The organism is Evtepia gabavorous (assembly GCF_003425665.1).
Taxonomy (GTDB): domain Bacteria; phylum Bacillota; class Clostridia; order Oscillospirales; family Oscillospiraceae; genus Evtepia; species Evtepia gabavorous.
Map to the genome: position 1 here is coordinate 1 of NZ_QQRQ01000046.1, position 6,835 is coordinate 6,835.

Here is a 6,835-nt window from a genome sequence, read left to right on the forward strand (position 1 = left end):
ACGGCCTCGGTGTTCTCGATCTTGTCCTGATCCGAGAACGCCGCCCCGGCGCCCATGACCATGACAGACAGCATCACAGCCACACAGAGCACCAGGCTCAGAACCTTCTTCTGGGGGAAGCCCTTATCTCACAACGCTTTGCCTCGCAATTTCCCACAGATTTTCCACGGCGTTCCCACAGTTGTTTCCCCTCCCCACACAACAGAAAAATCCCCCAGCATCCGCGCAATGGGGTGCTGGGGGATATCTGGAGGAAGGACATCAGGGGAAACACCGCGTCAAATGGCGTGCCGCTGTACGCTGGTGGAAAAAGCGGCGTCTCCAGGGTGGGGGCGGCAGCGGGTTGTCCAGAGATTGGCCGCCCAGGCGGGAGAGAGGAGCGTGATGGTATCCATATGCATAGACAGCCAGGCCCAGAACGCGGGACCCAAGATGACATCCGCTGTGGCGATGAAGAAGGGCCCCTCCGCCGTCAGCTGGACTGCTGACCCCAGACGGTCGAGGATTTCATCCGCCAAAGCGCGGCAGCAGCGAAGCCGCACCCGCTCCCGCCGGTTGGGCTCGATGCCGAAGGGGGCTGCGGTCCACAGTGCCGGGTCGGGATTGGGCCCCTGCGCGGGCATTCCCGTGACCAGCACCTGAGACATCCGATCCGTGCGATAGAGGGCCAACGATTTGCTTCGATGGTTCCACCCCAGCAGGTGATACCCCTCCTCAGACCACAGCAGCCCCTTGGGGCTGACCACCAGAGTGTACTCCGAGAAAACCCGTCTCCGCGCCGGGTCGTACACAAACGAGACAAAACGCAGTGCCCGCTGGCTTTGCAGGGCGGTGTGGACGCGGTCCAGCACCTGCCGGACCTCCTCTGGCGCTGTCACCCCCTGGGGCGGCAGCGAGACCGGGCGGCGCAGCTGGCCGCGCTGTCCCCGGGGAAAGAGCCCGGCCAGCTTGTCCAGCAGAGACGCCCGCAGCGCCGCTGGAATCCAGCGGTAGACCGCCACTGCGTCAATCACGGTTTGAAGCTCTGAGAGGTTCAACGGCCGCCCCGCCAGGTACCACCCGCCGGTCTTCCCGTGGCGGTAGGCCACCTCAAACCCCTGCTTGTTCATGGCGGCCAAATCCCGATAAATACTTTTTCGCTCGGAAGCCACGCCCTCCTCCTCCAAACGCCGGATCATCTCCGTCATGGGCATGGGGTGCTTTTCGTCGGTTTCCTCATATAAAATACGGGCGAGACACAGGGTGCGGTCTCTCTGGTCGGTGTGCTTTCCCACCTTCATCCCTCCTCTTGGTTGATGCTCTCATTATAGAACATATGTTCTAATTTTGCAAGAGGGAGAGGAGGTGGTGTCCCAAAAAGGGGAGGGATTTTGTCATTCCCAGGTTTTCCACTGCTCCGGCTGGTAACCCACCGTGGCCTGTTTTCCGTTGCGGACGATGGGCGTTCTCAGCAGTGTGGGATTTTCCAGCACCTTCTCCACCTTATCCTGGTCATAGGCCAAATACTGGAGCAGCGCCGCGTCCGGGTGCTTGGGGTCCACCAAGTCCGAAAGGGGAACCGACCGGAGCACCCCATTGAGCTCCCCTCTGCTGATGCCATATTTCTTCATGTCAATGTACTGGTATTTTACCCGGCGCTCTTTGAAATAGCGTTCCGCTTTTTTGGTGTCGAAACACTTGGACTTACCAAAAATCTGAATATTCATTGCTGCCTCCTGGCCCCTTGGGCGGGGGGATTTTCTCTTTTAGCTTATCACATTCTGTTCCAAAAACCCAGGCCTTCCAAAAAATATGTATACTTTTTCCGGAAATGGTGATATACTACCAATAACACAGTGAAAACAGCGGTCCGCTGTTTTCTTTTCTCATTTGTTTTTTACTGGGAAACGGCCGCGATGCGGCATGAGATAAAAATCCACCGCACAGACCACCGATCTATGCTTGAGGACAGGGAACACAGACATCACCCTTCGCGGGACAGGGCGGACGGGTATGCCTGGCAGCTTCCTTTTCTTTCTGTCTCTCTTTTTGGGGTCTGTCTCTGCGGAATTTTAGAAAAAAGGAGTTATTATGGCAGAAAAACTGAAAATCATTCCCTTGGGCGGACTCAATGAGATCGGCAAAAACCTCACCGTCTATGAGTATGGCAACGATATTATCATCGTGGACGTGGGCATGGGCTTTCCCGACGATGATATGTATGGCGTGGACGTGGTCATCCCTGACGTGAGCTATTTGATCAAGCACAAGGACAAGATCCGGGGGATCTTTCTCACCCACGGGCATGAGGACCACATTGGCGCCCTGCCCTACGTGCTGCGGTCCTTCAACGCCCCCATCTACGCGACCCGGATGACCCTGGGCTTGGTGCGCCTGAAGCTGGAGGAGCACAAGCTCCTGGACACCACCAAGCTGGTCACCTGCGAGGCAGGGGACATCATCCAGGCGGGCAAGTTCTCCGTGGAGTTCATCCACGCCAACCACTCCATTGCCGACGCGGTCAGCTTCGCGGTGAAGTGTCCCGTGGGCGTGGTGGTCCACACCGGGGACTTTAAGATTGACCCCACCCCCATCAAGGGAAAAATCATGGACCTCACCCGCCTGGGGCAGCTGGGCAAGGAGGGGGTCCTGGCCATGCTGGCCGACTCTACCAATGTGGAACGCCCCGGCCACACCCGGTCTGAACGGGCCGTGGGGGCCAGCTTCGATGAACTGTTCAAGGGATGCAAGGAGCGGATCATTGTCACCACCTTTGCCTCCAATGTGGATCGGATTCAGCAGATCATCAACGTGGCCGCCCGCTACGGACGCAAGGTAGCGGTCACTGGCCGGAGCATGGAGAATTCCATGCGGGTGGCCACCGAACTGGGGTACACGGAAATCCCCCAGGGGATTCTTGTGGACATCAACCACATCAAGTCCCTGCCCCGGGAAAAAATCTGCATCATCACCACTGGCAGCCAGGGTGAGGCCATGTCCGCCCTGTTCCGGATTGCCTTTTCCACCCACAAGCAGGTGGACATCCAGGCGGGCGACCGGGTGATCATCTCTGCCTCCGCCATCCCCGGCAATGAGAACGCGGTGAACAACATCATCAACGAGCTCTACCGCAAAAAGGCTGAGGTGGTCAGCGAGAACGCTGGCGCCCTTCACGTGTCCGGCCACGCCTGCCAGGACGAGCTGAAAATCATCCACGCCCTGGTCCGGCCCAAGTTCTTCATCCCTGTCCATGGGGAGCAGCGCCACCTCCAGACCCACGCCCGGGTGGCCCAGGAGATGGGAACCCCCCCGGAGAACATTATCATCGGCGACGTGGGGCGCATCATCGAACTCACCCCCCACTCCGCCCAGTTGGGCGGCACGGTTCCCTCGGGCCGGGTCTTTGTGGACGGGTACGGCGTGGGCGACGTGGGCAGCGTGGTCCTGCGGGACCGCCGGCACCTGGCCCAGGACGGCATGATTGTGGTGGTAGTCTCCCTGTCCGGAGAGACCGGAGAGCTGGTCTCCGGCCCCGACATCATCACCCGGGGCTTCGTCTATGTAAAGGAATCGGAGAGCCTCATGGAGGAACTCCGGGAGGTGGCCTTGGAGGCCCTGGATGCCTGCCAGAGCCGGGGCATTGGGGACTGGGCCACTATCAAGTCCGCCATGAAGGGCGAGATGTCCCGCTATCTCTACAAGAAAACCAAACGCAATCCTATGATCCTCCCTGTGATTATGGAGGTCTGATTTGGCTCCCCCGTCGGCACGCCTGTGCCGGCGGGGGAGTAGCGCATTCTAAACAGGAACAGAGGGAGAGGCAACTTGCCTCTCCCTCTGTTCCAACACAGCAGAGAAGAGAACCCGGTGGGTTACTCGGCGCTGCTCATGCCCTGCTCATAGGACTGGATCATCTTTTTGACCATCTGGCCGCCGATAGAACCGGCCTCACGGGTGGTCATAGAGCCGTTGTAGCCCTTCTTCAGATCCACGCCAACCTCGTTGGCAGCTTCCATCTTGAACTTGTCCATCGCGGCGCGAGCCTGGGGGACCATGATCTTGTTGTTGCTGGAAGACTTATTGCTAGCCATAACAATGTTCTCCTTTGTTTCATGTTGAAATGAGAGATTGTAAAATCAAAGAACGAACTTGCGTCGTTCTGGAGCTTATCATGGCCAGATTGCGAAAAGATATGCGGAAACGGGGATTTGTAAATTTTAGAAAAACGTGCTCCCCTCAAAAAAGGGGAGCACGTTTCATTGTGATTTTTAATTAGAAAATCAGTTGAGAGTCACATTTACGTACACAGTAGCAGTAGCATTATTGTTTGCAATAGTAATTGCGAGCTTTACGCTGCCATCTACCATATTCTCAGTAGAAGTCGCAGTCAATTTGCCGTCAGCATACTTAACACTGGTAATCTTGGTCGCAGTATCCTCAACAATAGATGCCGAGACAGTAGTACCATTGGCAGAGAAAGTGATCAGATCAAGAGATTTTCCGTCCGTGTTGGTCACGGTTTTTGTATAAGGCTTCTCAGCAGTACCATTTGCAGAACCTGTTGTAACGGCACTCTTCAAAGCACTAACTGCATCCTCAACGGCCTTTTTATCATCAGCAACAACCGGGTTGTCAACAGCTTCCAGATCGTTGTTCACATCAACAAACAGAACCTCGACCTTGTTTTCGCTGTCCAGCTTATACATTACGTTTGCAATGTACTTGTCGTTGCTGTCCTTGGATGCTGTGCGGATCTTGCCGCCGTCTACACCCTTGGTGTCTGCGGTGTTGACGTAAACCACAGTGGCATCATCGGCCATCTTATTGGCGAAGGGAGAGATAGCGCTGTTATCAGCCTGGACCATGTTGATGTCCTCGCCGCCTGCGTAAGCGGTTACAGCACCGGCAAACAGATTGGCGTCGTCACCCACTTCGACAGTCTTGATGGTCGTACCATCACCCACGTTATAAGAAATGAAGTCACCCTTGTTGGCGTGGACGTCAGAAGTCTTTTCGCGGACGACCTTCTCACCGTCAGCAGTCCACAGCGTGTACTGGATGTAGTTGGTGCCATCCTCCTTGATCAGGTAGGGATCCGCAGTCACATAGCCGTAAGCAGTGTCACCGGAGGCATCGGGGATATTACCACTTGCCAGTTTGAGAGAACCAACCTGCACGTACTTAAAGCCATTGGACTCAGAGTACAGCACAATGCTGTTGGCCGCGGTAAAGGAAATCGAATCCTTGCCCCAAGCGTTTACAGTGGCGCCAGAGACAACCTTGGTGTCGTCGGCACCTTCCACGAAGATCACTGCATCGTCAGCGATCTTGGCGGTGCTATTGTCCTTCAGAGTCAGAGTCTTATCGGCATAGGAGTTAACCGTATTCTGACCCTTGAAGCCAGCTTTGTTGGAATCGGAGATAGTCTTGATCTCGTACTTGTCGCCGTCCACGGAGAAGGTGTAAACGAGATCAACGATGGAAGTCATAGCCTTGCTGTAGCCAGCACTACCAGCAGTACCTGTATCAGAGCTCGATCCCGAAACCAGTACCTCGCCTGCCTTGGCAGAGCCGGTAGTCACAACTTTATAGCCATCAATCTTAGAGATCAATGCTTCTTTAGATGTACCATCAGTGAAGTACAACTTGGCGTTCAGGCCAGCATTCAGACCCGTCTTGATCTCCAAACCATCAACATACAGAACATCTGCGGAAGTAGCAGTGGTATCGGAGATCTCAACATCAAATGCATACCTGCCAACGGTCACAACGTCAACAGTGTCACCAACATTGAAGGTCTCGCCAGACACCAAAGAGGTGTACCAGGTGCCGTCAATCAGGCCCTCAGTATTGTTGTTGCGGGTACCGGTCACTTCGCCAGTCACAACAGTAGCTTTCTCCACATTGTAATTGCCGTCTACCGTATCGCTATCTGCGTAAACGATAACCCAGTCATCCTCGGCAATGCCGTCATAAGCAGTGACGTCGTCCACGTCCTTGTTGCCGATGGTGGCAAAGCCGTTAACAGCCTGGAAGGTCATGGAAGAGGTTCCTACATAGGTAACTTCAGCAACCGCAAAGGGCGTCACAACTGCACGGTCAATCTTGCCGTTTCCGTCGTTGTCGATCAGCTTAATGCTGTAAGCATCCTGCACACCGCTGTGAGTCTTCGCCAAAGAAATCAGTGTACCAGCATCTGCCGTTTTGTTAAAGTGATAGACCTTAGCGCCGGTATCAATCTTATACTCGGTGCTGTCCAGCTTGATCTTCTCGCTGTCACCGGTTACAGGATCCAGGTCACCCACCACGCCGGTGGCAATCACTTTGGAGTCCTCATTGGCATAAATGCCATAGACCTTGGACTGATCGCCATCTTTCACCATGACGTCAACCTTCTGGCCCATCAGATCAGAGTAGTCCTTTTCAACCTTGGTATACGTCGTAGTAGTATCCTTGTTCGTCACGACGACATTGTAGGTGCCCTTGCTGTCCTTATTAATACTGGTCAAAATACCATCATCCACGATGGTGGCATTGTACTTGTCCTTCAGCAGGGTGATGGGATTGTTGGCATTGTCCAGTTTGTCAACCGCAGTCACCTTGGTGGCGTCGCCGCCCACCCAAGTGTACTCATACTTGACTTCGCCAGCCTGCAGGGCGTTCCACACCATCTGGGCCGCAGTGTCGCGGGTCAGGGCAGCGGAGACATCCAGACCTTCCAGGCCCTTGTACAGGCCCTTCTGGGTGGCACGGACGTTGACATTCATGTCCCAAGCGTTGCCGGTGTAGCCCTCGATGTCAGAATCGAAGCCCAGGCAGACCAGCAGCATCTTAGCCAGCTGGGAGCCGGTCACAT

The 6,835-nt window shown here is 55.2% G+C and carries 5 protein-coding genes; 1 reads left to right on the forward strand and 4 read right to left on the reverse strand.

Annotated elements, in window-relative coordinates:
* Positions 1-278: 278 nt before the first annotated feature.
* Both DV520_RS11850 and DV520_RS11855 read right to left on the reverse strand, forming a co-directional pair.
* A complete protein-coding gene (locus DV520_RS11850; protein WP_165850109.1) occupies positions 279-1,274 on the reverse strand; it encodes a helix-turn-helix transcriptional regulator in 996 nt (331 codons plus the stop codon).
* Positions 1,275-1,373: 99 nt separating this feature from the next.
* Positions 1,374-1,706, reverse strand: a complete 333-nt coding sequence (locus tag DV520_RS11855; RefSeq protein WP_021919751.1) for an arsenate reductase family protein — start codon at positions 1,704-1,706, stop codon at positions 1,374-1,376.
* Positions 1,707-2,070: 364 nt separating this feature from the next.
* Between DV520_RS11855 and DV520_RS11860 the strand changes: the two genes are divergently transcribed.
* Positions 2,071-3,729 carry a ribonuclease J gene (locus DV520_RS11860; RefSeq protein WP_021919752.1) on the forward strand — a complete coding sequence of 553 codons (1,659 nt, stop codon included), beginning with the start codon at positions 2,071-2,073 and terminating at the stop codon, positions 3,727-3,729.
* A 122-nt stretch (positions 3,730-3,851) separates the two neighbouring features.
* Here DV520_RS11860 and DV520_RS11865 read toward each other — a convergent pair whose 3' ends face one another.
* On the reverse strand, positions 3,852-4,070 hold the full coding sequence (locus tag DV520_RS11865) for an alpha/beta-type small acid-soluble spore protein (protein WP_021919753.1): 219 nt from the start codon (positions 4,068-4,070) through the stop codon (positions 3,852-3,854).
* A 189-nt stretch (positions 4,071-4,259) separates the two neighbouring features.
* Positions 4,260-6,835: hypothetical protein (locus DV520_RS12380; protein ID WP_165850110.1), on the reverse strand; the 2,576-nt coding region annotated here is incomplete at its 5' end.